18 protein-coding genes and 1 pseudogene are annotated in these 24463 nt (G+C 73.1%); 9 read left to right on the top strand and 10 right to left on the bottom strand.

Annotation, left to right across the window (positions count from 1 at the left end):
- The first annotated feature begins 88 nt into the window (after window positions 1-88).
- Together bdeA and IF20_RS03655 are read left to right on the top strand one after the other, a co-directional pair.
- Entirely contained in the window at window positions 89-1021 is a 933-nt protein-coding gene (gene bdeA / locus IF20_RS03660; protein ID WP_052863392.1) for a bis(hydroxyethyl) terephthalate hydrolase, read from the top strand.
- Between the two features lie 86 nt (window positions 1022-1107).
- The gene (locus tag IF20_RS03655) at window positions 1108-3954 is read left to right on the top strand and encodes a helix-turn-helix transcriptional regulator (protein ID WP_234426470.1); all 2847 of its coding nucleotides are present in this window, start codon (window positions 1108-1110) and stop codon (window positions 3952-3954) included.
- Between the two features lie 146 nt (window positions 3955-4100).
- On the opposite strand, the gene IF20_RS03650 is transcribed toward IF20_RS03655, so the two are convergent.
- Both IF20_RS03650 and IF20_RS03645 read right to left on the bottom strand, forming a co-directional pair.
- Window positions 4101-5003, bottom strand: a complete 903-nt coding sequence (locus IF20_RS03650; RefSeq protein ID WP_052863524.1) for an alpha/beta hydrolase — start codon at window positions 5001-5003, stop codon at window positions 4101-4103.
- Window positions 5000-5557 carry a quercetin 2,3-dioxygenase gene (locus IF20_RS03645; protein ID WP_052863391.1) on the bottom strand — a complete coding sequence of 186 codons (558 nt, stop codon included), beginning with the start codon at window positions 5555-5557 and terminating at the stop codon, window positions 5000-5002. Before IF20_RS03645 ends, IF20_RS03650 begins: the two co-directional genes overlap by 4 nt.
- A gap of 138 nt (window positions 5558-5695) precedes the next feature.
- Between IF20_RS03645 and IF20_RS03640 the strand changes: the two genes are divergently transcribed.
- Complete coding sequence (locus tag IF20_RS03640; RefSeq protein WP_052863390.1) at window positions 5696-6142, top strand: MarR family winged helix-turn-helix transcriptional regulator; 447 nt, start codon at window positions 5696-5698, stop codon at window positions 6140-6142.
- Window positions 6109-6321, top strand: a pseudogene (locus tag IF20_RS37330) (SpoIIE family protein phosphatase); the annotation flags it as partial. The gene IF20_RS03640 and the pseudogene IF20_RS37330, both read left to right, overlap by 34 nt.
- Window positions 6322-6462: 141 nt before the next feature.
- On the opposite strand, the gene IF20_RS03635 reads toward IF20_RS37330, so the two are convergent.
- Window positions 6463-7695 (bottom strand): FUSC family protein, encoded by a 1233-nt coding sequence (locus tag IF20_RS03635; RefSeq protein ID WP_234426469.1) that lies wholly within the window; start codon window positions 7693-7695, stop codon window positions 6463-6465.
- Between the two features lie 235 nt (window positions 7696-7930).
- Here IF20_RS03635 and IF20_RS03630 point away from each other — a divergent pair, with 235 nt between their 5' ends.
- Window positions 7931-8335, top strand: a complete 405-nt coding sequence (locus tag IF20_RS03630; protein WP_052863389.1) for a hypothetical protein — start codon at window positions 7931-7933, stop codon at window positions 8333-8335.
- Here the strand turns inward: IF20_RS03630 and IF20_RS03625 are convergent.
- Entirely contained in the window at window positions 8329-10659 is a 2331-nt protein-coding gene (locus tag IF20_RS03625) for a GH92 family glycosyl hydrolase (protein WP_052863388.1), read from the bottom strand. The two genes, IF20_RS03630 and IF20_RS03625, sit on opposite strands and share 7 nt — an antisense overlap.
- Before the next feature lie 343 nt (window positions 10660-11002).
- Between IF20_RS03625 and IF20_RS03620 the strand changes: the two genes are divergently transcribed.
- From IF20_RS03620 to qcrB, 3 genes are all read left to right on the top strand, one after another.
- Window positions 11003-13612: a glycoside hydrolase family 2 gene (locus tag IF20_RS03620; protein WP_052863387.1), complete on the top strand. Its 2610-nt coding sequence runs from the start codon at window positions 11003-11005 to the stop codon at window positions 13610-13612.
- A gap of 131 nt (window positions 13613-13743) precedes the next feature.
- On the top strand, window positions 13744-14760 hold the full coding sequence (locus IF20_RS03615; RefSeq protein ID WP_052863386.1) for a LacI family DNA-binding transcriptional regulator: 1017 nt from the start codon (window positions 13744-13746) through the stop codon (window positions 14758-14760).
- A gap of 155 nt (window positions 14761-14915) precedes the next feature.
- On the top strand, window positions 14916-16505 hold the full coding sequence (gene qcrB / locus IF20_RS03610) for a cytochrome bc1 complex cytochrome b subunit (protein WP_456112763.1): 1590 nt from the start codon (window positions 14916-14918) through the stop codon (window positions 16503-16505).
- Here the strand turns inward: qcrB and ctaF are convergent.
- The 4 genes from ctaF to IF20_RS03595 all read right to left on the bottom strand — a co-directional run bounded on the left by ctaF (window position 16460) and on the right by IF20_RS03595 (window position 19753).
- Window positions 16460-16855, bottom strand: a complete 396-nt coding sequence (gene ctaF, locus IF20_RS03605; RefSeq protein ID WP_234426468.1) for an aa3-type cytochrome oxidase subunit IV — start codon at window positions 16853-16855, stop codon at window positions 16460-16462. The genes qcrB and ctaF overlap by 46 nt on opposite strands.
- Window positions 16780-18327 carry a cbb3-type cytochrome c oxidase subunit I gene (locus IF20_RS03600; protein ID WP_110943749.1) on the bottom strand — a complete coding sequence of 516 codons (1548 nt, stop codon included), beginning with the start codon at window positions 18325-18327 and terminating at the stop codon, window positions 16780-16782. The genes ctaF and IF20_RS03600 overlap by 76 nt, the downstream gene beginning before the upstream one ends.
- 111 nt (window positions 18328-18438) lie before the next feature.
- Window positions 18439-18612, bottom strand: coding sequence for a hypothetical protein (locus tag IF20_RS38935; protein ID WP_199896463.1), 174 nt, complete (start codon window positions 18610-18612; stop codon window positions 18439-18441).
- 10 nt (window positions 18613-18622) lie between these two features.
- Window positions 18623-19753, bottom strand: coding sequence for a PP2C family protein-serine/threonine phosphatase (locus IF20_RS03595; protein WP_052863385.1), 1131 nt, complete (start codon window positions 19751-19753; stop codon window positions 18623-18625).
- 144 nt (window positions 19754-19897) lie between these two features.
- Between IF20_RS03595 and IF20_RS03590 the strand changes: the two genes are divergently transcribed.
- On the top strand, window positions 19898-20848 hold the full coding sequence (locus IF20_RS03590; RefSeq protein ID WP_052863384.1) for an alpha/beta hydrolase: 951 nt from the start codon (window positions 19898-19900) through the stop codon (window positions 20846-20848).
- Between the two features lie 27 nt (window positions 20849-20875).
- On the opposite strand, the gene IF20_RS03585 is transcribed toward IF20_RS03590, so the two are convergent.
- Both IF20_RS03585 and IF20_RS03580 read right to left on the bottom strand, forming a co-directional pair.
- The gene (locus IF20_RS03585) at window positions 20876-23254 is read right to left on the bottom strand and encodes an ATP-binding protein (protein ID WP_052863383.1); all 2379 of its coding nucleotides are present in this window, start codon (window positions 23252-23254) and stop codon (window positions 20876-20878) included.
- 148 nt (window positions 23255-23402) lie between these two features.
- A complete protein-coding gene (locus IF20_RS03580; protein ID WP_052863382.1) occupies window positions 23403-24431 on the bottom strand; it encodes an ATP-binding protein in 1029 nt (342 codons plus the stop codon).
- Window positions 24432-24463: the final 32 nt, after the last annotated feature.

The following is a 24463-nucleotide window of genomic DNA, read 5'->3' as shown; positions in this document are numbered from 1 at the left end:
TCAAGGCCGGTGATTCTGCCGATGTGCCGGGAGCGGCGCGGCACGAAAGTGGCAGCCGTCAGCGACCGCGACCGAGAGGAACTTCGTCGTGCAGCAGCACAGCAGTGTGTCCGTCAGTGCTCCGCAGCGCCGGGGACCCGGCCGGCTCAGAACCCGCCTGACGCGGTGGGGACTGGCCGGGCTCCTGGCCGCGGGCTCCCTGCTCACCTCCCAGGCCCTGCCCGCCGGAGCCGCGGACAATCCGTACGAGCGCGGGCCCGCACCCACCGAGTCCAGCATCGAGGCCTCCCGCGGCCCGTACGCCGTCTCCCAGACCACCGTCTCCTCCCTCAGCGTCACCGGCTTCGGCGGCGGCACCATCTACTACCCGACCTCCACCGCCGACGGCACCTTCGGGGCCATCGCGATCTCGCCCGGCTACACCGCCTACCAGTCGTCCATCGCCTGGCTCGGCCCGCGGCTGGCCTCCCAGGGCTTCGTGGTGTTCACCATCGACACCAACACCACGCTCGACCAGCCCGACAGCCGGGGCCGGCAGCTCCTCGCCGCACTGGACTACCTGACCCAGCGCAGCGCGGTGCGCAGCCGCATCGACAGCAGCCGACTCGGCGTCATGGGCCACTCGATGGGCGGCGGCGGCACGCTGGAGGCCGCCAAGAGCCGGCCGTCCCTCCAGGCGGCGATCCCGCTGACCGGCTGGAACCTGGACAAGACCTGGCCGGAGATCTCCACTCCGACCCTGGTCGTCGGCGCGGACGGGGACACCATCGCCCCGGTCGCCACGCACTCCGAGCCGTTCTACGAGAGTCTGCCCGGATCGCTGGACAAGGCGTACCTGGAGCTGAACGGCGCCACCCACTTCACGCCGAACACCTCCAACACCACCATCGCCAAGTACAGCATTTCGTGGCTCAAGCGGTTCATCGACAACGACACCCGCTACGAGCAGTTCCTCTGCCCGCTGCCCCGGCCGAGCCTGACGATCGAGGAGTACCGGGGCAATTGCCCGCACACCTCCTGACCGGAGCCCACGGGGACCGACGAGGCCGGTGAGCCGGCCGGACGGAGGGGTTCCGTGACCGGTTACACGCCAGTAACGTGACGGACGTGACCGGATCGCAGACCGCGCGCAGTCCTCTCCGGATCCACGGCAGGGACACCGAACTGTCCACCGCGCACACCCTCATGAGCAGCCTGGCACACGGCACGGGAGGCGCTCTGGTGTGCGCGGCCGGCCCCGGCCTGGGCCGCACCGCGTTCCTCGAACGCGCCGTCCAGGAATTCCGGCCGGGCCGCGCCCTCCTCGTACGGGCCACCGCCGCGGACGGCGCGCGGCCGTACGGGGGAGTCCGCGCCCTCGTCCACGCGGTCACCGGCGCCCGGCCGCCGGCCGGCCGCGGCCGGGCACCCGAACGGGACGACCTGCTCATGTCGTTACGGCCCGCGGCCGCGGACCACCCCCTCCTGCTGTGCGTCGACGACGTCCACCTGTGGGACACGCCGACCCTTATGGAACTGGGCCGTTGTGCCCGGCTCCTGCGCACCTCGCCGGCCCCCGTCGGCCTGCTGCTGTCGGTCGCCGACCACCGCGCCCACGACCCCGCCCTCGCCGGACTGCCCCGCCTCCGGCTCGGCCCCCTCGACGGCCCCGCAGCGGCCGCACTCCTCGCCGACCTCACCGACGGCCGCGCAGCCCCGGCCGTCCGGGACGCGCTGGCCCGCGCCGCCGATGGCAACCCCCGGCTGCTCCGCGAACTCGCAGCAGGCCTCACCCCGCAACAGCTCGCCGGCCTCGCCCCGCTGCCGCGCCCGCTCGCCGACCCCGCCACGCTGCTCCGCGCCTACGGCGCCCGCCCCGCCGAACTGCCGCCCGACACCCGCCGGTTCCTGCTGCTGGCCGCCGCCGCGCAGGAACACCACCCCGACGGCCCGGGCGCCGATGCGGCACTCGTCCTGCGGGCCGCCACTGCCGCCGGGCTCGGAGACACCGCTCCGGAACCGGCGGAGGCCGCGGGGCTGGTGCGTATCGAGGACGACCGAATCCACTTCGCCGGCGCGCCACTGCGCCGGGCCCTGTACGAAGGCGCGCCGCTCGCCCGGCGGCGCGCCGCCCACGCGCTGCTGGCCTCGGCGAGCGAAGGCGACCCTGGGCGTCCGCTGCCGCACCTGGTCCACCGTGCCCTGGCGGCCGACGGGCCGGCGCCCGCGCTCGCCGCCCGGCTGGCCGGCGCCGCACAGGCCGAAGGGACGTACCTCTCGCACGAGGAACGCGCGGTGGCGCTGGCCGTTGCGGCGCGTCTCACCGAGGACGACACCGAGCGGGCCACCCGGCTGACCGAGGCGGCCGACCACGCGCGCCTCGCGGGCCGCCACGCACACGCCCGCGAGCTGCTGGCCCCGGTGCGGGCGCTGCCCGCCGCGCTGCCGGTACGCGGCCGGGCCGAACTGGTCCACGGCCTGCTGTCCCTCCGGGACGGCCCGGTCGCCGACGCCAGGGAAGAACTCCTGCTCGCGGCCGCCCTCCTCGGCCCCCACGACCCCGCCGCGACCCTGACCGCACGGCTCGCCGCCACGGAAGCCGCCTGGGCCATGGGCGACGCGGCCGCGTACGTGGAAGCGCTCGGCGACGCGCCGGACGAGAAAGAGAAAGAGGAAGGGGAAGGGGGAGGGGGAGGGGGAGGGGACGCAGGCGGGGGAGTCTTCGGGCGGCTTCCCGAGGACTACCGCATCGGCATGGCGGCCGTGCTGAGCGGGCGGCTCGACGCCGGGGTCGGGCCGCTGCGGCGGCTGCTCGCGCGGACCGATCAGGCAGCGGCCCCCGAGGTACTGCTGCGGGCCGGGGTCGCCGCGCTGATCGTCGGCGACCTCGCGGCGGCCTGCCGAATCAACGCCCGCGCCCTCGCGAGCGCCCGCGCGCTGGGCCGCACCACGCTCGTACCGCAGGCCCTGGAGCACCTGGCCTACGGCGAACTCCGGGCCGGCCGGCACCCGCGCGCCCGCGTCCACGCCGAGGAAGGACTGCGGACCGCGTACCGCACCGGGCAGCGCAACATCGCAGCGCACCAGCACGCGATCCTGGCGCTCGTCGCCTCCGTCGAGGGCGACACCGACGCGCTCACCGCCCATGCGAGCGCGGCCGGCGCCGTCGCGGCGCCGCACGGCCTGGTCCAGGTCCTCACCCTCACCGGCTGGGCCCTCGCGCGGGCCGACCTGGGCGCCGGCCGCGTCGACGAGGCCGCTGCCCGGCTCGGCCCGCTGGTGCGCCCCGGCCCGCGGCAGGGCCATTTCGCCGTCCGCATGCTGGCCGTGCCCTGTTACGCGGAGGCGGCGGTGCAGGCGGGCGCGCCCGACGCGGCACGCGCCGCCGTCGAGGAGTTCGCCGTCTGGGCCGACCTCGGCGCCGACCCCGCGGCCCCCGCCCAACTGGCGCGCTGCCGTGCGCTGCTGGCGGGGGCCGGGGCCGGTGGTGGCCGGGTCGCGGCGGCCGACGCCTACTACGAGGAGGCCCGCGCGCGCCACGAGGACACCGTCAACGACTTCGAACGTGCCCGGACCCTGCTGCTGCACGGCAAGTGGCTGCGGCGCCGCCGCCGTCCCGGTCCCGCCAGAGGCCTGCTGCGGGACGCGCTCGTCGCGTTCGAGGGATGCGGCGCCCGCGCCTGGACCGAGCAGGCCCGCGCCGAACTACGTGCCACCGGGGACGCACCGGCCGGCGCCGAGCCACCGGCCCCCGGGCGACCCGGCCCGCTCGCGGACCTCACCCCGCAGCAGCTGCGGATCGCCCGCTGCGTGGCGGAGGGCGCCACCAACCGCGAGGTGGCCCTCCGGCTCTCGGTGAGTCCCCGGACCGTCGACCACCACCTGCGGAACGTCTTCGCGGTGCTGGGCGTGCGCTCCCGGCTGGAGCTGGCCCGCCTGGTGGACCGCGCGGGAGGCTCCGCCGCGCCCCGCTGACCGCCCACCGTCGCCCCCCGCCGCTGACCTCGTATCGGGCCCCGACTCATGCCGCGAACGGCGGGGTGAGGCCGGCCGGCGGCGGGCCGGGCCACGTACGGTCGTCCGGCTCGTGCCCCCGCTCAGTCCCCTCGTGCGACGAACGCTCAGTCCCCTCGTGCGACGAGCCGCCGGGCGAAGCGCAGGGAGTGGGTGAAGACGTCCGCGACCCGGTCGTCCGTGAGTCCGTGCCACCCGTGGTCGGCGCCCGGTTCCACCCGCAGCTCGGCCGGTGCGCCGGCGGACCGCAGGGCGTCGGCGAGGGCTTCGCTGTGCGTGCACGACACCATCGTGTCGGCATCGCCGTGCACGAGGAGGAAGGGTGGCGCCCCGGCGTGTGCGTGGGCGAGCGGGCTGGCGGCCAGGGCTCGGTCCGGGCAGCCGGCCGGGGCCGCGCCGAGCAGCAGCGCTTCGGGCGTACCGGCGTCGTGCGGGTCGAAGGGCGCACGGGGTGCGGTCAGGTCGCTGGGCCCGTACCAGACGACGGCGCCGACGGGGGCCGGGACGCCGGGGCCCGGGGCGAGGGCGAGGAGGGACGCCAGGTGGCCGCCCGCCGACTCGCCCCACACCACCGTCCGGCCGGTGTCGATGCCCAGTTCGGCGGAGCGCAGCGTGAGCCAGCGAAGCGCGGCGCGCAGATCGTCGAGCGGGGCGGGGAAGGCGGCTTCACCGCTGAGCCGGTAGTCGGCGCAGGCGACGGCGAGGCCCGCCGCAGCGAGGCGCGCGAACGGCCCCGGCGCCCAGTCGCGCATCCGCATGCCCATGTCGTCGCGCCGGCCGCGCCGCCAGGCCCCGCCGTGCACGAACAGCACCAGCGGGGCGGGCCCGGACGCGTTGGCCCCGGGCAGCCACAGGTCGAGCTCCAGGGGGCGGCTGCCCGGCAGCTCGCCGTAGGGAACGCCGCGCAGGACGCGTACGCCGGGCTCGCGCGGGGCGGCCGGCGGCAGCGGGGCGACGTCCGGGTGCGGCGCGGGGATCAGCTCCCGGACCGTCGGCGGGGCGGCGGTCACCGGGTCCGCCACTGGTGGTCGGGGAGGAATCGCACGTCGTACTCGTGCGGGACGGTGCCGAACTTGTGCGGCGCGGGGACGACCGGCTCCGGCGGCAGTCCCGGCTGCTCGGTGGGCGCGCCGAGGGTCTCGAAGAACCGCTCGAAGGTACCGCCGGGGCCCGCCGCGACGCCGACGACCTGGCTGTGGTGGCGCTCCATGCGGTAGGCGTGCGTGCAGTTCTTCGGGACGAAGCCGAAGTCGCCGGGGGTGAGCAGCTTCTCCTGCTCCTCGCCCTCGGTGTCCACGACGAAGAGCCGGACCGCGCCGGCCGTCACGTAGAACACCTCGTAGGTGTCGGCGTGCACGTGGGCCGGGATGATGTCGCCCTTCGGGCCCTCGACGGTGAAGAAGTTGAAGGTGTTCTCGGTCTGCTCGCCGCCGGCGTAGACGGTGATCAGGTCGCCGAAGAGGTGGGCCCGGTCGCCCTCGCCCTTCTCGATGAAGTACGGCTTGCCGGGCTCGGGCGGTATGCGGGAGGCGCTCCGGTAGCGAGTGGCGTATTCGAGGGTCATCGGTCTCTCCTTGAACGGCGGCAGGCGAATGTCAGGCAGGCTGACAACCGCTGTGTCAGGTAGACTGACATGGGAGTCCGGGCCGTGGCAACCGATCGCGGACGCCCGGCGTGAGCACGACAGAGGAAAGGGGCGGACGTGACGGCGGAACCCCACCGCAGCCTTCCGCAGCTGCTCGGCGACGCCCGGCGCTGGTTCGACGAGGGCCTGCTGGCAGCCATGGCGGCCGACGGCGCGACACCGGTCTCCCTGCCCCAGCTCCAGCTCTTCGCCGTCCTGGACGAGGCGGGCACCACCGTCTCCGAGCTGGCCCGGCGCATGGGCGTCACCCGGCAGACCGCCCACCAGGCCGTGCACGGCCTCGTCGACGCCGGGCTGCTGGAGCAGACGGCCCACCCCGCCTCCGCCCGGCAGCGCCTGATCCGGCGCACCCCGGCGGGCGCGCACGCGCATCAGCAGGCGGAGCGCGTCCTCGCCCGGCTGGAGAGCCGGCTCGCCGCACGCATCGGCCGCGAGACGGCCGACGCCCTGCGCGCGGCCCTCGAAACCCCCTGGGGCGACCCGCCCGCCCCCGACCCGGCGTAGGAGAGACGTCCGTCACGGGGCAACTGCGGTCAGCGGCCAACGCCCTGGCCGAACCGGGCATACCACCGGACCGGCTCCTACAGGTACTGGACACGGCCGTCGCCGACCTCCCCGGCCGGCTGGTCACCTGCTGCTACCTGGTCATCAGGCCGGACGCCGGGCAGCTGACCATCCGCTCGGCCGGACACCTGCCGGTCCTGCCGGCCGCGCCCGGCGAGGGGGTGCATACGCTGCCGAGTCCGGGCGATGCCTCTTCCTCGTCGACGGCCTCGCCGACAGCCGGGGCGCCCACCCGACGGAGGACGGAAGAACCGTCCGATTCACGCTCCGCCTCCCGCCACGCCGTTGACGGTCGGGCCCGTCCGCCGGCCGCGCCGCGGGCTCCGCTTCGGCTCCTGCGACCCGCTGCCGTCGGGGAGGGGGAGCGCGGAGAGCAGCTGCCGGGTCTCGACCAGCAGTTCACCGCTCACCGCCGCGGCCGGCCCGGTGTGCTCGCCGAAGGCGCCCGCCAGCTCGTGGTAGATCTGCCAGGCCTCCTGCGCCGCCCGGTGCTGCCGGTCCCGTACCGTCGCCCCGTCCTCGGGCTCGTCGAACAGGTCGGCCTCGGCCGCGCACGCCTCCGCCGTCCACTCGGCCAGCTTCGCGTACCGGTCGAGGAACGCGGGCGTGGGGCGGGCGAGCTGGCTCTCCTCGTCCGCCGACCTGGACAGCGCCCGGGTGATGACCGTCAGGTGCTCGGCGATGCCGTGCCAGCGGGCGTCCTCCGACTCCGGCGGCGGATGCGCACCGGTCCGCCGCAGGTTCCAGGCGGGGTTGAGCCGCAGGCTCTCATCGGTCCACTGCCGCGCGTCGGCCAGCGAGCGCAGGATCGGCTGGAGGCGCCGCGCCCGGTCCCGCCACTCCTCGGCCTCGGCCGTGCCCCACTCCTCGCGCAGTTCCTCGGACATGCGGCGCAACAGGTCGGCGCTGTCGCGCGGCAGGCGCTGCAACTGCTCACGGACGTTGCGCAGATGCACCGGCGGGAAGACGAACGCGTTCACGGTGATGCCGATGACGGCGCCGATGCAGGTCTCCAGCAGCCGGTGGCCCACTTCGCTGAGCGAGTAGGCGCCGTACGTGATGATGAACAACGCCGTCGTCGCTCCGTAGACGCCCTGCGTGCCGAAACGGCGGTAGGTGCCCACCAGGGCCAGCACCGGCAGGGCGATGATCATGGCGCCCAGGGTGGATCCGCCGGCCATCGCCATCGCGAGGGACGCCCACACGGCGCCGATCACGATCACGCAGATCTGCTGCAGTCCGGAGCGCAGCGAACGGTAGACCGTCGCGTCGACCAGGGCGAGCGCCGTCCACGGTGCCATCAGCGCCAGCGGGGCCTTCAGCCACCACCCGGCCAGCGCCCACGCGGCGATCGCCGCCCCCGCCATCTTCAGCGCCTGCACCATCGTGTCGCGCTCCGGACCCGAAGCGCGCGCCGCGTACCGCACCGTACGCCCGACCGCGGCACCCTCACGCCCCAGCCATCGCCATCCGGCGGCGATCCGTTCCCACACCGTGAACCGCTCCTCTTCCCGCTGCCCCGCACACCGACCGCGCCGCCCCACCCGGCGGGCGGAGGCGGCCCCGCACGAGTGCACACATTCCCGCCGGACAAACGGAAGGAAAGCCGCAAAGGATGCGTGTGGTGGCCGCCCGGTTCAGCCGCCGGCCCGCGGGGCGGTCCCCGGACCGGCGGAATGCCGGCCGACCGGGGTCGGCCCGGGGGCACCCCGAGTAAGATCTTTGGACATGTCGATCCCCGATGAGCTGCTCGTCGACATCGCCGCCAGGGTGGAGTCGGAGCAGAGCAATCAGATGTCCCTCACCGTGGTCGTCCGAGGTGCTGTCGTCACCGGCCGGCTGGCTCCGGAAAAGGTGTGGCGACAGCGCGTGGCCGAGGTGCTGGAGGAGTCGGAGCGGCTGGGCCCCTTCGCGGCCCTGTTCAGCACGGACGCCCAGGGCCCGGCCGACCGGACCGGACCCGCGAACGGCGCCGCGCCCGACGGCGTCCCGACCCCCACCCACCTGCACTTCCACCTCGCGCGGATCCTGCAGGGCAGTGTCGGCATCCCCGAAACGGGTGGGATGTACCGCGTCGCCATCAAGGACGTGGGCGCCTGGACGGTGGGTGACTTCAGCTACTCCGATCACTGAGCCGACGAGGGGGTGGCGGGCGGCGGCGCGTCGCCGTCGCCCGTGCCCCAGGCGGACGGCTTCGAGCCGACCGTGAAGGACAGCGTGGTGTTGCGCCGGATGTCCTCCGTCGTCAGCCAGGTGCGCGACAGGGCGGTGCCGTCGAGGGCGGCCGACCGGACGTACCGGTCCGTCCCACTCGTCCCCGCCGCGGTCACCGTGAAGTGCCCGCGCGGGTAGTACGCCCGGTCGAGCGTCAGCTCCACCTTGTCGAAGACCGGCGTGGACAGGCCCCAGGTGTCGGTCCCGGGGAAGACCGGGAACACACCGATGGCCGAGAGCACCATCCAGGACGACATGGTGCCCAGGTCGTCGTTGCCGGTGACGCCGTCGGGCCCGTCGGTGAAGAGGCCGAGCGCCGCGTGCACCACGTCGGTGGTCTTCCACGGCGTGCCGGTGGACAGGTAGGTGTAGGGCGCTATCAGGTCGGGCTCGTTCTGCGGGTTGTACTTGTCCGCGTTGTAGTAGTCGTACGGGCCGTTGACCCACACCTCGCGGGCGGTCTTCGCCGGGTCCTTCAGCAGCTGGTCGTAGGCGAAGAAGGAGTCCAGGCGCCGCTCGGTCGCGTCGCGGCCGCCGGTCAGCGACATCATGCCCGGCAGGTCCTGCGGCACCAGCCACATGTACTGCCAGGACGTGCCCTCGTGGAAGCCCACGCTCTTGGCCGGATCGGCGGGCCCGGTGAACGTCCCCGCCGCGTCGCGGGCCCGGAAGAAGCCGGTGTCCGGATCGAAGACGTCGCGGTAGTGCTGCGCACGCTTCGCGTACCGTGCCGCGTCCGCCGTGTGCCCCAGGTCCTTCGCCATCCCCGCCAGCGCGGCGTCGGCGAGCGCGTACTCCAGGGTCGCGGAGGCGCCGTGCTCGAAGTCGGAGTCGCCGGGCTTCTTCGCGTGGTCCGGCTGGTACGGCACGAAGCCGTTCTTCAGGTACTCCGCGTTGCCCATCCGGCCCGAGTACGGCGAATCGGCGGGCGGCACCCCGTCCGCGTTCTTCTTCAGCGCCCGGTACGCCGCCTCCTCGTGCCCCTTGAGCAGCCCCTGCCGGTAGGCGTTGGTGAGGAAGGGGGTGACCGGATCGCCGGTCATGATGTTCGTCTCGACGGTGCCGTAACCCCACTTGGGCAGCCACCCGCCCTGCTCGTCCACGTCCAGCAGCGACAGCGCCATGTCCCGGGACTCGCGCGGCGCCACCAGGGCGAGCAGCTGTGCCTGGGTGCGGTAGGTGTCCCACAGCGACCAGTTCTGGTAGTACGTGTGGCCCCTGGACCGGTGGATCTTCCGGTCCCAGCCGGTGTAGCGGCCGTCCACGTCCTGGCCGGTGTTCGGGTGCAACAGCGCCCGGTAGAGCGAGGAGTAGAAGACCCGTCGCTGCTCCCGGCTGCCGCCGCTCACCCGCACCTCGGCCAGCCGCTCCTGCCAGGCACGGCGCGCCGCGTCCTGGGTGGCGTCGAACGAACGGCCGCCCTCCGCGGCGAGGTTGCGCGCGGCACCCCGCTGGTCGACGTAGGAGAGCGCGGTGGTGGCCTCGACGTCCCGGTCGCCGCCGCGGGTGTCGAAGCGTACGTACGCGCCGCGCCGGCCGCCGCCCTCGGAGGACCGGCTGCCGGCGGTCACCGTGTCGCCGCTCCAGGTGCCGGCGGACGCGAACGGCCGGTCGAAGCGGGTGACCGTGTAGACCGTGTACGGCTTGGTGTCCTGGCAGAAGCCCTGGCCGGTGACGGCGGCGGCGACGGTGCGGTCGTCGAGGATCCGCACGCTGCTATTGGTCACCTTGTGCAGCGCCTGGCCGGTGTTCAGCAGGACGTTGGCCTTGTCGGTGGCGGGGAAGGTGTAGCGCTGCTTCCCGGTGTGCGCGGTGGCGGTCAACTCGGCCTCGATCCCGCCGTCCTCGCCGAGAGCGACCCGGTACGAACCGGGGCTCGCGCTCTCGTCGTCGTGGCTGAACGGCGCCGCGTACGAGGCGTTGTCGGTGCTGGTGAGGTCGCCGATCGTCGGCAGGACGGGCAGGTCGCCGCCCAGGCCGCAGCCGACGCCGGAGAGGTGCACGGCGGAGAAGCCGCGGATGCTGCGCTCGTCCCAGTCGTAGCCCGTGCTGTGCCCGGTGTCCGGGGAGAGCTGGACCATGCCGAACGGGACGGCGGCACCAGGGAAGGTGTTGCCCTCGTTGCGGGTGCCGATGAACGGGTTGACGAGGCCGGTGAGGTCCCCGGTCGCGCCGGGCGGGGCCTGCGGTGCCGCGGTGGCGGGCGGCGTGGCGGCCAGCAGTCCTGCGCAGAGCACCGTCACGAGCGGTCCGGCGAGGCGCCGGGCGCGTGGGGGACGTATCACTTGCAGCCTCCGAACGAGGGCAGACAACGTTGTCAGCAAGAGCCTTTACAGCGTTGTCACACCCCTCGACGATGTCAATACCGCGCACCCCGCCCGCGCTCGTGTCTCACCCGGCCGGGCACCCAGGGGCCGCATGTGAGGCGCTTTCAACCCGTCGGCCGTCACGGACCGTTGCGCGGTCACCACTCTGGACACCCCGTACGAGGCTGTGCTGTCATTCCGACGGCCCTCTCTTTCAACGTTGTACAAGCTCGGTGTCGAGCTGCTCGGCTTTCTCGGTTTTCTCGGCAAAGGAGGAACCATGCGCACCAGACGCCCGGTCAGACAGCTGGCGTTACTGCTCACGGCGGCCCTCGGCGTCACCGGTCTCGCCGCGGTCCCGTCCGCGTCGGCCGCCGGAGACCCGGCCGAACCCCACGGCCTCAAGGGCGAGTACTACACCCAGTCGGCGCCCGGCGCCTTCGACTTCCACGAGCTCAAGGCCACCGGCTTCGACCAGGCCATCGACTTCGACAACCTGGAGCCCCGGCTCCAGTCCGCCACCGGACAGTCCGACGACGTCAGCATCCGGTGGACCGGCAAGGTCGTCCCCGAGAAGTCCGGCCCCACCACCTTCTCGGTCACCGGCGACAACGGCTTCCGGCTGTGGGTGGACGGCAAGCTCGCCATCGACCACTGGATCGACGACTGGGACAAGGAGCAGACCTCCCAGCCGGTCGAGCTGACCGCGGGCAAGGCCTACGACATCAAGGTCGAGTACTTCGAGCACTACGGCGGGTCCAACCTCCACCTGCGGTGGACCGAGCCCGGCCAGGCCAAGGAGGCGATCCCCTCCTCGGCGTTCCGCCTGCCGGACGGTTACGCGTACAACGGTGCGCTCGCCGCCGACGTCCTGAAGGACGGCCGCACGCTCCGCCTCGACTTCGCGCAGCCCCTCGCCGCGCCCCCGGCCGGCCTCGCCGACCACCTGCGGGCCGTCATCGGCGGCGCCGAATGGCCGCTGGGCAAGGCGAAGCCCGACCCGGCCGACCCCACGGCCCTGCTGGTCGGCCTCAAGGAGCCGGTCGTCGGCAAGAAGGGCGGCGGCGCGCGCGGCCTCGCCGACGTCCGCTACGACGGCGAGGGCGGCCTGAGCGGCAAGGACGGCAAGACCGTCGACGCGTTCTGGGCGAGCGGCCCGAACCACTCCGAGTACGAGCTGCGCACCAAGTGGGCCGACGAGGTGGGCCCGCACAACGCCCTGCCCGAGTACCCGCGCCCGCAGCTCACCCGCGACAAGTGGCAGAACCTCAACGGACGGTGGCAGTTCCAGGGCGCCGAGGCCGGCGAGCAGCCCCCGGTCGGCAAGAACCTCGACGAGAAGATCCTCGTGCCCTACCCGGTCGAGTCCCAGCTCTCCGGCATCGAACGCCACGAGGACCGCATGTGGTACCGCCGCACCTTCACCGTCCCCCGGGACTGGAAGGTCGGCGACGGCAAGCGGCTGCGGCTGAACTTCGGCGCCGTCGACTGGCAGTCCGAGGTGTACGTCAACGGCAGGAAGGTCGCCGCGCACAAGGGCGGTTACGACAAGTTCAGCGCCGACGTCACCGACGCGCTGAAGCCAGGGCGTACCCAGGAGCTGATCGTCGGCGTCTACGACCCGACCGACGCCAAGGACGGCGAGAACCCGCCGGTCGGCAAGCAGCGGCTGGACCCCAGCGGCATCTGGTACACCCCGTCCTCCGGCATCTGGCAGACGGTGTGGATGGAGCCGGTCGCGGCCGACCACGCGGACTCCCTGAAGCTCACCCCGGACGTCGCGAACAAGCAGGTCACCGTCGAACCGCGCGGCGTGCGCGCCGGAGTGCCGGTCACGGCCACCGCGTACGCGGGGAAGAAGAAGGTCGCCGAGGTCAGCGGCCGGACGGGCACCCCGCTGAAGCTGAAGATCGCCAAGCCGCACCTGTGGTCGCCGGACGACCCGTTCCTCTACGACCTCGAGGTCAAGGTGGGGGCCGACCGGGTCGGCAGCTACTTCGGCATGCGCTCCATCGCCGTGGAGAAGATCAACGGCACGCCGCGCACGGTGCTCAACGGCAAGCCCACCTTCATGATGGCCACGCTCGACCAGGGCTTCTGGCCCGACGGCCTGCACACCGCGCCCACCGACGAGGCCCTCGCGTACGACCTGAAGATGCACAAGGCGATGGGCTTCAACGCGGTCCGCAAGCACATCAAGGTCGAGCCCGACCGCTGGTTCTACTGGGCTGACAAGCTGGGCCTGATGGTCTGGCAGGACATGCCCGCCATGACCGCGGGCGTGAACCCGAGCGCCGCCTCCCGCGCCGAGTACGAGCGGGAGATGAAGGAGATGATCGACGAGCACGTCAGCAGCCCGTCGGTCGTCATGTGGGTCACCTTCAACGAGGGCTGGGGCCAGTACGACATCGGCCGCGTCGCCGAGCAGGCCAAGGCCTGGGACCCGACGCGCCTGGTGAACAACCAGTCAGGCCTCAACCTCGGTGCCGACGGCAACGCCGGCGACATCATGGACGAGCACGGCTACCCGAGCCCGGCCCTGCCGCCGCACCCGGACGGCGAACGCGCCCTGGTCGCCGGCGAGTACGGCGGCCTCGGACTCGCGGTGCCGGGCCACGCCTGGTCGGTCCAGCAGTCCTACGTGGACGTCGACCCCACGACCTACACCGACGACTACCTGACCAAGCTCGGTGAGGTGCACCAGCTCGCCTGCAAGGGCGGGAACGGCGCCGTCTACACGCAGATTTCGGACGTCGAGGGCGAGCTCAACGGCCTGCTGACGTACGACCGCAAGGTCGTCAAGCCCGACGTGAAGCGGCTGAAGGCGGCCCACGAGGCGCTGATCCACGACGCGTCGCAGGCCGTCCCGGCGGGCTGCTCGGCGTCCTGACCCGTCGGCACCACCGGCCGGCCGCGGCCCACGGTACTCCGGCCCGTCCCCCGTACAGCAGAATCGGGGGGCGGCCCGGGGACCGGGCCGCGGTCGGTCCTCTCTTGCCACCTGTCGCCGGAAGGAAAGTCGTGCGGGTCAGCCTCAAGGACGTCGCCGCGCATGCGGGCGTGTCGATCAAGACCGTCTCCAACGTGGTGAACAACTACCAGCACGTGACGCCCGAGATGCGCGACCGGGTGCAGCGGGCCATCGACGAGCTGGGTTACCGGCCCAACCTGACCGCGCGGCACCTGCGCAAGGGCCGGACGGGCATGATCGCTCTCGCCCTGCCCGAACTGGGCAACCCCTACTTCGCCGAGCTCGCCGCCGCGGTCATCGACGCCGCGGCCGAGCACGACTACATCGTGCTGCTGGACCACACCGGCGGCCGGCGCGCTCAAGAAGTCCTGGTCAGTCAGGGGTTCCGGGCCCGGGTGATCGACGGTCTGATCCTCAGCCCCATCGAGCTGGAGGCCGAGGACCTCAGCGACCGGACCGAGAACGTCCCGCTCGTCCTCCTCGGCGAGCGCCACTACGACCTGCCGTACGACCACATCGCCATCGACAACGTGGCCGCCGCCCGGCTCGCCGTCCGCCACCTGACCGGGCTGGGGCGGCGCGAGGTGGCCTTCATCGGCGCCCGCCGCGGCAACAGCCGGCCGGCCGAACTCCGCGTACGGGGCTGGCGCGAGGAGCTGTCCGCCGCCGGCCTGTCCTGCGACGACGGTCTGGTCGCCACCACCGACGGCTGGGGCCACGCGGACGGCGCCGCGGCCATGCACCGCATCCTGGAGACCGGGCGGCGCCCGGACGCCGTCTTCGCCTACAACGACCCGGTGGCGATCGGCGCGATGCGTGCCCTGTCCGAGCGCGGCCTGCGGGTGCCCGAGGACGTCGCCGTGGTGGGCTTCGACGACGTCGAGGAGGGCCGGTTCGGCACCGTCACCCTCACCTCCGTCTCCCCGGACAAGGGGGCCATCGCCCGGCTGGCGGTGGAGTCGGTCCTGGCCCGGGTCAGCGGCGAGGCCGCCGCGCCCCGCCGCGTATGGGCGGACTACCGGCTGATCGAGCGGGAGAGCACGCTGGGGCGTCCGGCACCCCGCTGAGCAGGCCCGCCGGAAACGCGCGGTTTGCCGCGCGGCGTGCGGGCAACGCGTGTGCCGCGTACGTGCGGACGGCGAAGGGACACCCGGACATGGCGGAAGACCCGGGAGCAGTACGGGGAGCGGGACGATCAGGCGGCGGGGCCGGGGAGCGCGCCGTGACGGCGCTGGACGCCCGGTTGCCGGTCTCCGAGGGGGCCGGCCTGCTACGCAAGCCGTTCCCCGACCACTGGTCGTTCCTCCTCGGCGAACTGGCCCTCTACAGCCTCGTCGTGCTGATCCTGACGGGCGTCTACCTGACCCTCTTCTTCGAGCCGGGCATGCGCGAGGTGCCGTACCACGGCGCGTACACCCCGCTGTCCGGGGTCCGCGTGTCCGAGGCGTTCGACTCCACCCTGCGCATCAGCTTCGACGTCCGCGGCGGCCTGCTGATCCGGCAGATGCACCACTGGGCCGCGCTGGTCTTCCTCGCGGCGATCGGCGTCCACCTGCTGCGGATCTTCTTCACCGGGGCGTTCCGCAAGCCCCGCGAGGTGAACTGGCTGATCGGAGTGACACTCTTCCTGCTGGCGCTGGCGGAGGGGTTCGCCGGGTATTCGCTCCCGGACGACCTGCTGTCGGGCACCGGCCTGCGGATCGCCCAGGGCATCATGATGTCCGTCCCGCTGGTCGGCTCCTACCTCAGCATGTTCGCGTTCGGTGCGGAGTTCCCCGGCCACGACTTCATCTCCCGGCTGTACGCCGGGCACATCCTGCTGCTGCCCGGCCTCATCCTGGCGCTGGTCACCGTCCACCTGATCCTGGTCTTCCACCTCAAGCACACCCAGTGGGCGGCCCCGGGACGCACCAACCGCAATGTGGTCGGCAAGCCGCTCTTCCCCCGCTTCGCGGCCACCTCGGGCGGACTGGCCCTGATGGTCTTCGGGGTGATCGCGGCCCTCGGCGGGCTGGCGCAGATCAACCCGGTCTGGGTGTACGGCCCCTACCGGCCCGACCAGACGTCCACCGGGGCGCAGCCCGACTGGTACGTCGGCTTCCTGGAGGGCGCGCTGCGCCTCGTGCCGCCGTGGGAGACGTCGGTCGCCGGGCACACGGTGATGTGGAACGTGCTGCTGCCCGCCGTGGTGCTGCCGCTCGCGCTCTTCGCCCTGCTGTACGCGTACCCCTTCGTCGAGGCGTGGGTGACCGGCGACCGGCGCGCGCACCATCTCTGCGACCGGCCCCGCGACCGGCCGGTCCGTACCGGCTTCGGCGCCGCGGCCGTCACCGGCTACGCGGTCCTGCTGCTGGCCGGCGGCAACGACGTGGTGGCGCACACCTTCGGCATCTCCCTCAACGCCCTGACCTGGGTGCTGCGGACCGCCCTGGTGGTGCTGCCCGTCGTCGTCTTCATGGTGACCAAGCGGGTCTGCATCGCGCTGCGCGAGGCCGAGCTGACGCGGCTGGCCGAGGGGGAGGAGACCGGCCGGGTACGCCAGACGATCGCGGGCGGTTTCGAGGACGAGCACCGGCCGGTCGACGCAGCGGAGCGGTACAAGGTGCTGCACGGGAGCCGGCCGGCGGCCGCGCCGCTGCCGGTGGGCGGCCGGCGCGCTGACGGGGCACGGACGGGACGCGTGCGGTCGGCGCTGAGCCACTGGTTCGCGGCGGGGACGGCGCCGGCCGGCCGCCGCCTGCTGGAGGAGCGCCTGCCGGCCGCTGGTCAGCCGCCCGAGCGCCCGGCCGGCGGCTCGCCGGAGTCGTCGTAACGGCCCACGTGCTCAAAGACCAGCTCGAAGACGCCGAAGGCCAGTACCCCCACGCCCAGCAGTGCCAGCCACGCTCCGAAGACGACGCCGAGCGCGACGACGGTGCCGCCCGCGGCCACCACAATGGGCCACGGTCCGCTGGGCGGGAAGAAGTCCAGCGGGCCGGCCGTCTCGACCACCTCCGCGTCGCGCCGGTCCTGCGCCCGCCGCCCGCGCCGCCGGTACTGCACGGCCAGGAAGAAGGCGACGACGGCCGCCATCAGGCAGGCCACGATCAGCACGCTGGTGCCCGCGGGATCGTGGCCGTACCTGCCGTAGACGCCCGAGGTGACGGCGAAGAAGGCCGCCACGCCCGTGAAGAGCAGCGCTTCCGTGTGGACAGGCCCAGCAGGAAGGCGCCGATCGAGGAGACGGTGTTGAGCAGGGTGAAGCCGTCGGCGGCGAGGTAGTCGGCGTACCGCCGGGGCATGCCGTTCTCGCCGAGCCAGTGCTGGACGAGGAAGGTGGTCTGGAAGCCGACGAACAGGGTCCAGAAGTGGATCTTCCCGAGCCGTTCGTCGAGCATCCGGCCGGTGAGCTTGGGCCACCAGAAGTAGAAGCCGCCGAACATCGCGAAGACCACCGTCCCGAACAGGACGTAGTGCAGGTGCGCCACGATGAAGTACGAGTCGGTGAGGTGGAAGTCCAGCGGCGGCGAGGCGATCAGCACCCCGCTGAGCCCGCCGAGCAGGAACGTCACCAGGAAGCCGACCGCCCACAGCATCGGGGGCTCGAACGACAGCGAGCCCCGCCACATCGTGCCGACCCAGTTGAAGAACTTCACCCCCGTGGGCACGGCGATGAGGAACGACATCAGGGAGAAGAACGGCAGCAGCACCGCGCCGGTGGCGAACATGTGGTGCGCCCAGACCACCGCCGACAGCATGGTGATCGCGATGGTCGCGCCGATCAGCCCGAGGTAGCCGAAGACCGGCCGGCGGGAGAAGACCGGCAGGATCTCCGTCACGATCCCGAAGAACGGCAGCGCGACGATGTAAACCTCGGGATGGCCGAAGAACCAGAACAGGTGCTGCCACAGGATCGCCCCGCCGCTCGCCGCGTCGAAGACGTGCGCCCCGAACTTCCGGTCCGCCTCCAGCGCGAGCAGCGCGGCCGTCAGCACCGGAAAGGCGGGCAGCACCAGGACCGAGGTGAAGAGCACGTTCCAGGTGAAGATCGGCATCCGGAACATCGTCATGCCGGGGGCCCGCAGGCACATGATGGTGGTGAGGAAGTTGACGGCCCCGAGCGTGGTGGACACCCCGGCCACGACCAGGCCCATCGTCCACAGGTCGCCGCCGGCGCCCGGCGAACGGACGGCGGAGTTGAGCGGCGCGTAGGCGAACCAGCCGAAGGCCGCCGCGCCCCCCGGTATCAGGAAGCCGCTCACCACCATCAGCCCGCCGAAGAGGTACATCCAGTACGACAGCGCGTTCAACCGGGGGAAGGCCACGTCCGGCGCCCCGATCTGCAACGGCATGACGGCGTTCGCGAACCCCGCGAAGAGCGGGGTGGCGAAGAGCAGCATCATGACCGTGCCGTGGATCGTGAACAGCTGGTTGTAGGTGTGCTCGTCCACGATCTGCAGTCCGGGGCGCGCGAGCTCGGCCCGCATCAACATCGCCAGGACACCGGCGAAGAGAAAGAAGCAGAACGAGGTGACCAGGTAGAGGTTGCCGATCACCTTGTGGTCGGTGGTCCGGGTCAGCCGGATCAGCCGCCTGCCCAGGGGCGGAGCCGGTCGCTCCGTCACCCGCACGACGCCCGCCGCCACTTCCGTCATCGTCCGCCTCCCGTGCCCGCCCGTCCGGTCGCCCCGTTGCCGGGTGCGGCCGGTCGGGTGCCCGGGCGACGCCGCGGAAAACGCCGCTGCCGGGCGGGGGAGGCGGGCTGCTCAGGCGCGAAGCGACAGCGTGTCGTCCGCCGCCGGCCCGCCGAGCCCGGCCGGCGGCTCGTCGAGGACCAGCACCGGAGCCCGGCGGAGCAGCGCGCGGGCGAGCGGCTGCCGGCACGTCCGGGACCTGCCGCCGAGGTAATGCACAGGAAATGCGGCCGCCGGCCGTGGCATGCGCGGAGGCCTACGGCCCGACGGTCCCCCGGGCGAGCAGGTCCTTCTGCGGGCGGGGGCGGTGCAGGACCAGCAGGGCCTGGTCGTCCTGCGGGGCGCCGCCGCTGTGCCGGCTCACGTCGCGGGCGAGGAAGTCCAGGACGGCCGACGGCTCCGGCGGATACCCGGTCTGCCGCAGATAGGACCGCACCATGTCGGGGACGCGGTCCGCCGGGTCGTAGAAGACGCCGGCCCGGTCGCGGGCCTCGGTGACACCGTCGGTGAAGCACAGCAGCATCGCCCCGGGCGGGAAGTCGTACGTCTCCACCGGCGACGACCAGGTGCCCAGCGCGGTGATGCCCAGGGGCGGTGCCTCTTCCGCCGGCTCCAACACGCGCGCCTGCCCGTCCGCGTGCAGCAGCAGGGGAGCGGGGTGGCCGCGGTTGACCAGCTGCACCCGGTCCAGCTCCGCGGTGAACTGCACGATCAGGGCGGTGGTGAACCCCTCCGTCTCGTCCAGCCCCTCCCTGCGCTGCCCCTCGCGCAGCAGCGCTTCCTCCATGCACTGCACGAGATCGGGCAGGTCGGCCGAGTGGTCGGCGGCATAGCGGAACGCGCCGATGTCGATGGCGACCGCGGTGACGGCGGACAGCCCCTTGCCGCGTACGTCGCCGACCATGGCCCGGACCCCGAACGGGGTGTCCTGCACGACGAACAGGTCGCCGCCGATCAACGCCATGTCCTCGGCCGGCACATAGCGGGCGGCGATGCGCAGCGCACCCAGCCGGTTCGGAGGCCGGGGCAGCACGGCCCGCTGGGCCACCTCGGCGGCGTACCGCGCCCGGCTCGCGCTGACGTGCTGGGAGTGCAGGGAGCGGTTCAGTCCGATGGCCAGTGCGGTGACGGCCGCGAGGGTGACCTGGTTGGCGACGCCGTGCTGCCAGCCGAAGGTGTCGCTCGCGTAGGCCAGCGCCGCGTGCACCGCCATCGCGACGAGGCCGGTGGCCAGGATGCCGGACGGCCGGAGAAGCGTCACCGCCGCCACCGGCGCCACGGCCAGCAGGGGAGCGGACGACACGGAGGGAGGCGTGAGCAGATCCACCACCGCGGCGAGCACAATCACCAGGGCGGGGATCCAGCGACGCGTACGCGACCAGGTCATGAACTCCCTCACCAGGCCATTTTGCCCTCCCGTCCGGCGCCTGGCAGCGCACGGCGCGGCGACGGACCGGTCACCCTATTCTTACCCTCGGTAACGTGTGTCACTGGAGAACGTCTGTGCCCTCGGATCTCACGAGAAAGGCTCATGATGCCGCTTCACGCCGCGATCGCCTCGAAGCTGTATCTGCTGGACGATCTGCCCAAAGGGTTCGACTGCCCACTGACTCCGGAGCAGGAAGCACGACTCGCACGCTTCAACGAAGCGCACGACTACACACCCCCCGCGGCGACGGTGGAGCCGATCACCCTTCCCGGACGGCACGGCGAGATCCCGGCACGCGTCTACACCGCCCCCGAGGGAACGCCCGCCACCGGCCGCTGCTTCGTCTGGGTACACGGCGGCGGCTGGGTCTTCGGCGACCTCGACATGGCCGAGGCCGACTGGGCGGCCCGCGAGATCGTGGCGCGGAGCGGCGCCACGGTGGTGAGCGTCGACTACCGCAAAGCCGTGGTCGGCACCGCCTATCCGGTACCGCTGGACGACGTCGCCGACGCGCTCACCTGGGTACGGGACCACCGCCACGAGATCGGCGCCGGGCTCGCCGACGGGCCGCTGTCCGTCGGCGGGGCCAGCGCCGGAGCCAACCTCGTCGCCGGCGCCGTGCTCCGGCTGCGGGACGAGGCGGGGTGGGCCCCCGCGCACGTGGTCCTCGTCTATCCGGCCGTCCATGCGGTCCTCCCGGCGCCGTCCCCGCACCTCACCGCATTGATGGCGGACGTCCCGCGCGCCGCCCGACTCCTGACGGACTTCGCGCGCGTCTTCGAGAACTATCTCGGCGGCCCGCTCAGCACCGCCGACGGCTACGCGGCCCCCGCACTCGCGGACCTCACGGCATTCCCGCCCACCACCGTCCTGAACGCGGAGTACGACGACCTCCGGCCCTCCGGCGAAGCCTTCACCGCCGCACTGGCCACGGCCGGCACCGACGTCACCCAGGTATGCGTACGGGGCACCCTGCACGGCTTCCTGACCCGGCCCGGCACCGAGGAACCCACGGACCTCGCGCTCGACGTCATGGCGCACCACCTGCACTGAGCCGGATCGGGCGGTGTCGTCGGGGCGTCACTCCAGCCCCGTGATCTGCGTCCGCGAGGTCAGGCCGAGCTTGTTCAGGATGTGCTCCACGTGCGCGTCCGCCGTCCGCTTGGAGACGACGAGCCGTTCCGCGATCTCCCGGTTGGTCAGCCCCGCCGCGACCAGCGCGGCCACCTGCCGCTCCCGGTTCGTGAGCCCGCCCGGCCGCGCGCCGCCCGCGCCGCGGTCCCGCGCCCGCGGCACCGCGGCGGCGGGCGCGGCCGACGCGGGCGGGACGTCGTCGGCCGCGGGAGGGGACGCCACCGCATCGGCCGGTGACCCGGGAAGCACGTCCTGTTCCTCCACCGCGTACGCCACCGACTCCGCGAGGTCCAAGGCCGCCCCGCGCGCGTGATGGTCCTCGTACGCGGCGGGGCCCAACGCCGTACGGGCAGCGACCCGAGCCGTGTCGTGCTCCGCCAGCAGGGCCGGCACGTTGAACAGGTGCACGCCGCCGATCCTGGACCAGAGCGCCTCGGCGGCGCCCAGCAGCCAGGCGGCCCGCTCGAACCGCCCGGACCGCGCCGCCGACCAGGCCAGCAGCTCCATGGCGACCGCCGTGCCGAGCCGGTCGTCCACGGCCGACTTCAGGACCAGCGCCTCGCGGCCGAGCCGGTCACGCTCCACGGCCCGGGCCTCGTCGTGCGACATCCACAGCGCCAACTGCCGGTACAGCAGGCAGTAGCTACGCGTCCAGCACTCACCGGCGGCCGCCTCCAGCGCCGCCAGCCCCTCGCCGGACACCTCCCACGCACGCGCCACATCGCCGGTCACCGCCGCGCCGAACGTCTGGATGAAGCAGGTGACGGCCAGCCCGTCGCCGTCGCCCACGTCCCGGAAACCACGGCGCGCCGCGTCGAAGTCGCGGTGCGCCTCGTCCAGCCGGCCCCGGACCATCCACAGGCAGCCGCGGAAGCCCGTCGCGTACAGCCCACCGCGCCGGTCGCCGATCCGTTCGGCCATCGCCAGCGACTCCAGGATGCACGGCTCGGCGTCGTCGTGCCGGCCCAGGACCGTCAGGATCCAGGTGAGCCGGTGCAGCGCCTCGACCCGCTCCGGGCAGTCGTGCACCACCTTCGCCAGGCCGCGCTGCAGCCAGCAGGCCCCCTCCCGCAGCCGGCCCGTCGTGATCCAGTGCGTCCACAGCCGGGTGGCCAAAGCCAGCCCGCGCACCGCCAGTTCGGGCGTTTCCGTGCCGGTGCCGTACTCCAGGGCGACCCGGAAGTCCTGCAGCCGACGGGCGTTGGCGGTCAGGTGCTCCGCCTGCCGGTCGCTGTGGAAGGGCCGGTCGGCGCGCTCCGCGAACGCCGCGAAGTAGTCGAAGTGCGCGCGGCGGTAAGCATCCTGCTCCCCGCTCGCCGTCAGCCGCTCGGCACCGTACTCGCGCAGGGTGTCCAGCAACCGGTAGCACGCGCGGTCCGCTTCGACGCGCAGCACCACCGACTTGTCGACCAGGCCGATGAGCTGCTCCAGCACCTCGTCGGGGGGAAGCTCACCGCCCCCGCACACGGTCTCCGCGGCCTCGGCGTCGAATTCCCCGGCGAACACCGTCAGCCGCCGCCACAACACCCGCTCCTGCCCGGTACACAGGTCGTGGCTCCAGTCGATGGCGTCCCGCAGCGTCCGGTGCCGGGGCACCGCCCCGCGGCGGCCACCGGTCAACGCCTGGAACCGGTGCTCCAGCCGGGCCGCCAGATCACTCAGCGGCAGCACCCGCAGCCGTACCACCGCCAGCTCGATCGCCAGCGGGATCCCGTCCAGCCGGCGGCAGACGGACGTCACGTCCGCGCGATTGGCTTCGGTGACGACGAAGCCGGGCACGACGGCCGCGGCCCGCTCGGCGAACAGCCGCACCGCGTCGCAGTCGGTGGGCAGCGGGGAGATCGGATAGACGAACTCGCCCGGTACGTCCAGGGGTTGGCGGCTCGTGACCAGCACCGTGACGCCGGGCGCCGTCCGCAGCACCAGGTCGGCGAGCATCGCGCAGGCGTCCAGCAGGTGCTCACAGGTGTCCAGGACGAGCAGCAGCCGCTTGGCCGCGAGATAGCCGACGAGCAGCCCGACCGGATCGCGTTCGCCCTGCTCGGAGAGGCCGAGCGCGGCCGCCACCGTGTGCGGCAGCAGCACCGGGTCGCGCAGTGACGACAGCTCGACGAAGCAGGCGCGGTCGGGATAGTGCGACAGGGAGGCACGGGCGGTCCGCAGCGCGAGCCGCGTCTTGCCCACGCCGCCGGGGCCGACGAGCGACACCAGCCGGGCCTTGTCGAACAGCGCCCCGATCTCCCGGAGTTCCCGCTCGCGTCCGATGAATCCGGTGACTTCGAGGGGCAGCCCGCCGGCCTGCTCCGTGACGTGTCCCAGCACCATCCTGTGCTCGCCCCTCTGCTTGCTCCGCGCCCAAGTACGAGTCCCTACGCTACGCGCGGACGACTCGCCCATGTGGCTCCCGGCCGAGCGGGCTCGTCCCGGTGGTTCCGGGCCGCGCGGCGACGGCCTGCCGGCCGCGCGGTGGTGATCAGGCCTCCCGCAGCGTCCAGGCGAGGCAGCGCCGCAGGAACTCCCGTTCCTCACCGAGCCGGTCCAGCCACTGCCGCCCGTGCGCCCGCGTGGACCACGGCATCCGGTACGTGGTGGCACCCCGCTCCTGGGGCTGGACCAGCGCGTGCCGGACCAGGCCGTGGAACGCCGTGGCCAGCGCGTCGGCGGGCAACCGCTCGTCGGCACACACCTCCGCCGCGTCGGGCAGCCCGAACGCACCGGGGAAGACGGAGCAGCGCGCCCAGAGCAACCGCTCGTCGCCCGTACACAGTTGATGCGTTCGCAGCAGGGAGTCGCGCAACGTGCGCTGGCGCGCGGGCAGCCCGGGCCCGGTCAGGTCGAGGAGCGTCTCCGCACGGGAGACGAGGGACAGGACTTCCTGGGGCGAATGGCGGGTGAGCTGCCCCGCCGCGATGCGCACGGCGAGCGGTAGACCGTCCAGGAAACCGCAGATGTGCTGGACGTCATCGGTGTCCGGCACCTCGGCCACACCCCACTGCCGGACACTCGCCTCGAACATCCGGATGGCGTTGTCGAGCGCGAGCGGGCGCAGCGGACAGCTGGCCGGTCCGGCCATCGGCGTGCGGCCGGCGGCCAGTACATGCAATCCAGGGCAGGAACGGACGAGTTCGGTCAGGACGTCGGTACAGGCGTCGGCGAGGTGCTCACAGGTGTCCACGACCAACAACGCCCGGGTGTCACCCAACGCGTCGGCCAGCGCGCCGACGTGCGGCCGGCCGGGGAGTCCGCCCCCCAGCAGGGCGCCGGCCAGCCGGTACGTCAGCAGCTGCGGATCGTCCAGTCGGACCAGGTCGGCCCGCGCCACGGTCTGCCACGGTCCGGTCCGTATGCGGTGCGCCAACTCCGTGACGAGTGCGGTCTTGCCCACGCCGCCGGGCCCGGAGACGGTGACCAGCCGTTCGGTACGCAGGAGTCGCTCCCACTCGTGCAGTTCCCGGTCCCGGCCGATCAGGTCGGTCGGTGCCTGGTCGCTCGCCTCCGACATGGCTTCCTCCAGCAGCGTTCCGCCCGCGCGCC

The sequence above is a fragment of the Streptomyces niger genome (genome assembly GCF_000718305.1).
GTDB classification, from domain to species: Bacteria; Actinomycetota; Actinomycetes; order Streptomycetales; family Streptomycetaceae; genus Streptomyces; species Streptomyces niger.
Note: the sequence above shows the minus strand (reverse complement) of the source record. Positions and strands in the feature narration are given on the sequence as shown.